Origin of the sequence: Streptomyces sp. NPDC006265 (genome assembly GCF_040613555.1) — a bacterium.
Taxonomy (GTDB): Bacteria; Actinomycetota; Actinomycetes; order Streptomycetales; family Streptomycetaceae; genus Streptomyces.
The window spans coordinates 1-3086 of record NZ_JBEXSH010000989.1; the positions used below are offsets into that span (position 1 = coordinate 1).

At 74.7% G+C, this 3086-nt stretch carries 4 protein-coding genes; 1 reads left to right on the top strand and 3 read right to left on the bottom strand.

The annotated features are described in order from the left end of the window. Positions 1-233: 233 nt before the first annotated feature. From ABZ281_RS43995 to ABZ281_RS44005, 3 genes are read right to left on the bottom strand one after another with little or no spacing between them, the layout of a single operon-like run. Positions 234-689, bottom strand: coding sequence for an archease (locus ABZ281_RS43995; protein ID WP_356663839.1), 456 nt, complete (start codon positions 687-689; stop codon positions 234-236). Positions 690-746: 57 nt separating this feature from the next. After that, entirely contained in the window at positions 747-1349 is a 603-nt protein-coding gene (locus ABZ281_RS44000) for a DJ-1/PfpI family protein (protein ID WP_356663841.1), read from the bottom strand. After that, a complete protein-coding gene (locus ABZ281_RS44005; protein WP_356663843.1) occupies positions 1346-2335 on the bottom strand; it encodes a DJ-1/PfpI family protein in 990 nt (329 codons plus the stop codon). Before ABZ281_RS44005 ends, ABZ281_RS44000 begins: the two co-directional genes overlap by 4 nt. A gap of 118 nt (positions 2336-2453) precedes the next feature. Here ABZ281_RS44005 and ABZ281_RS44010 point away from each other — a divergent pair. After that, on the top strand, positions 2454-3086 hold a 633-nt coding region (locus ABZ281_RS44010), incomplete at its 3' end, for an alpha/beta family hydrolase (RefSeq protein ID WP_356663845.1).

Here is a 3086-nt window from a genome sequence, read left to right on the forward strand (position 1 = left end):
CGGCCAGGCCCGGGACGCTGGTCTGCTGTCGCCGCGCCGCGCCAGGCGCTGAACCGGGACGAGGTCCTGCCCCCGAGCGCGATCAGAGCATGTACGCCTCCCGCAGCGCCGGATCGCCGGGGTGCGCGAGAATCTGGTCGACGCCGCGCCCGAGCATCACGTCACCGCACAGGAACAGCGTCACGACGCCGCCGTCCACTCCTCCACGGTAGGCGCAACCCCGCCCGCCGGGGTCAGGCGTCGACCGTCACCGCACACGACCACCCGTACGGATCCGGCCCGATCCGCAACTCGTCCCACGCCACCGCCGTGGGAACCGACCCCGTGATCTCCACGTCGGCGATACCGGTGACCGCCAGGCGCACGTCCAGGCCGCCGTCCGCTTCGTCCGCCTCCACGTCCAGGGGCACCTGCCCGTATGCCTCCAGCCGGAAGATGATCTCGTCCAGCAGCGAGGCGAGCAGGTCATCGCTGCTCGCCTCGGGCAGCCGCACCCGGTCCACGGCGGTGGGCCGCACCCCGGAGACGTCCGCGAAACACTCGACCATCGCCAGGACGGCCTCCGCCAGGCAGTGCTCTCTGCACGCGGCCCACGCCTCGATCCGGATGTCCCCAGGATGTGGCACCGCCCGGTGCCCGCACTCGCCCGGCTGCCGCCCTTGCCCGCCGTCGTCCGTGTCACCGCCCATGAACATCGCCTGCCCGAGGCTCGCCCAGCCATGCGGCCCCGGGCGAAGACGCGTGGATCAGCCGGGCTCGTCGGCGAGGTACGGCGGCGCCGGGTCGTACTGGATGCAGCGCCGTACCGCCCGCGCGTGATCCCGGCCGTGCAGCCGCCCGACCAGCCACAACGCGCTGTCGATCCCGGCCGAGACACCCTGGCTGGTGACCAGCTCGCCGTCGACCACATAGCGGGCGTCCCGGACCACCGTCACGTCCCCCCGCGCCTCCAGGGTGTCCTCCTGGCTCCAGTGCGTGGCCACCCGGCGCCCCCGGGCGGGTCCGGCGGCATGCAGCAGGAACGTGCCGGTGCACACGCCGTGCACCCAGGCGGCCTGCTCCGCCGTCTTGGCGATCCAGCCGGTGACCTCCGGGTTGTGCAGCTGGGTCTCCCGCGCGCCCAGCCCGCCCGGCACGTGCAGCACGTCCAGCGGCGGATGGTGGTCGAAGGTGTGGTCGGGCAGGACGCGCAGGCCCTTGTTGCAGCGCACCGGGCCAGGGCGCTCGGAGATGAGCACGGCCGTGTCGCCGCTGTCCCGCAGCCGCGCGGAGACGGTGAAGACCTCCCATGGGCCCACGAAGTCGAGCTCCTCGGCGTCCTCGAAGACCAGCAGACCATAGGTCGTCATGCGCTCTTTCCTTCCTCTGTGAGCTCTGCCAGGGCTCCGGTGGTGGAGCGGAACCTGGCGCGGTAGTCCGACGGCGCGACACCCAGTCGGCGGTGGAACGTGCGGCGCAGGGTCTCGGCGCTGGTGAAGCCGTGGCGACGGGCGATGGCCTCGACCGGTTCGTCGCCGTCCGTGAGTGCGCGCTGCGCCGCCTCGACGCGCACCCGCTCGACGTACGCCGCCGGAGGCATGCCGAGTTCGGCCGTGAAGCGGCGCTGCAGATGACGCGGGCTCAGCCCGGCGTGCGCGGCGAGGCCCGCGATGTCGTGCCGGGCCCCGGGATCGGCGTGGATCGCGCCGACGGCGGCCCGCACCGGGTCCGTCGCCGGCTGCCGCGACCACAGCGCCACGCTGAACTGCGACTGCCCGCCCGGGCGGCGCAGGAACAGCACCAGCCGGCGGGCCACCTCGTGCGCGACGCCCCGGCCGAGGTCGTCCTCCACGAGGGCGAGCGCCAGATCCATCCCGGCCGTCACCCCGGCCGATGTCCACACCCGCCCGTCCCGGACGAAGATCGGGTCGCAGTCCACGCGCACCTCGGGGTGCTCCCGGGCCAGCTGCTCCCCGCGCGCCCAGTGCGTGGTGACCCGCCGCCCGTCCAGCAGGCCGGCCGCCGCCAGCAGGAACACCCCGCTGCACACCGAGGCCACCCGCCGGGCACCCGCCGCCGCGGCGGCGACCCAGGCGACGAGTGCCTCGTCCTCCCGGGCCCGGTCGACGCCCCGGCCGCCGACCACCACGAGGGTGTCCGTCCCGGCCGGGTCGAGGTCCGTCACGCCGTGGGCGGCGTGCATGACCAGCCCGCTCACCGACCGGACCGGCCCCGCCCGGGTCGCCACGACCCCGCAGGCGTACGCGCCCGCGCTGTGGAACACCTCGTGCGGTCCGGTGAGGTCGAGGGGCTGGAAACCGTCGAAGACGACGAAGACGATGCGGCGATCGGTCACGCCCCTCACGCTCCATCGGCGCGCGGTGGGGCGTCAACGACACGCAGCCCACAGATCGCGCCATGGGATGTCCACCGCGGTGTGGGTACCACGGGAACCGGGGGAGAGGAGGCTGACGATGATCTCCCGGACGGTCACCCTGCCCGCCGTCGGCGCGGCCCTCACCGGCGACCTGGCCCTGCCGCCGGGCGCCCGCGCCATCGTGCTGTTCGCGCACGGCAGCGGCAGCTCCCGGCACAGTCCCCGCAACCGCGAGGTCGCCGCCGGCCTGCGCACCGCGGGGCTCGGCACCCTGCTGATCGACCTGCTCACCGAGGACGAGGAACGCCAGGACGCCGTCACCGCCGAACTCCGCTTCGACATCCCCCTGCTGGGCCGCCGACTGGTGGCCGCCCTCGACTGGCTGGCACAGGAGCCCGGCACCTCGGGCCTGCCCGTCGTCCTGTTCGGCGCCAGCACCGGCGCGGGCGCGGCCCTGGTCGCCGCCGCGCAACGACCGGAACGGGTACAGGCGGTCGTCTCGCGCGGTGGGCGGCCCGACCTGGCCGGTGACGCCCTGGACCACGTACGGGCCCCGGTGCTGCTGATCGTGGGCGGCAGGGACCCGCAGGTGCTGCGGCTCAACGAGGAGGCGGCGCGGCGGCTGCCCGTCCCGCCCACCCTCCACGTGGTGCCCGGCGCCACCCACCTGTTCGAGGAACCGGGCGCGCTCGACCAGGTCACCGAGGCGGCCCGGCAGTGGTGCGACGAG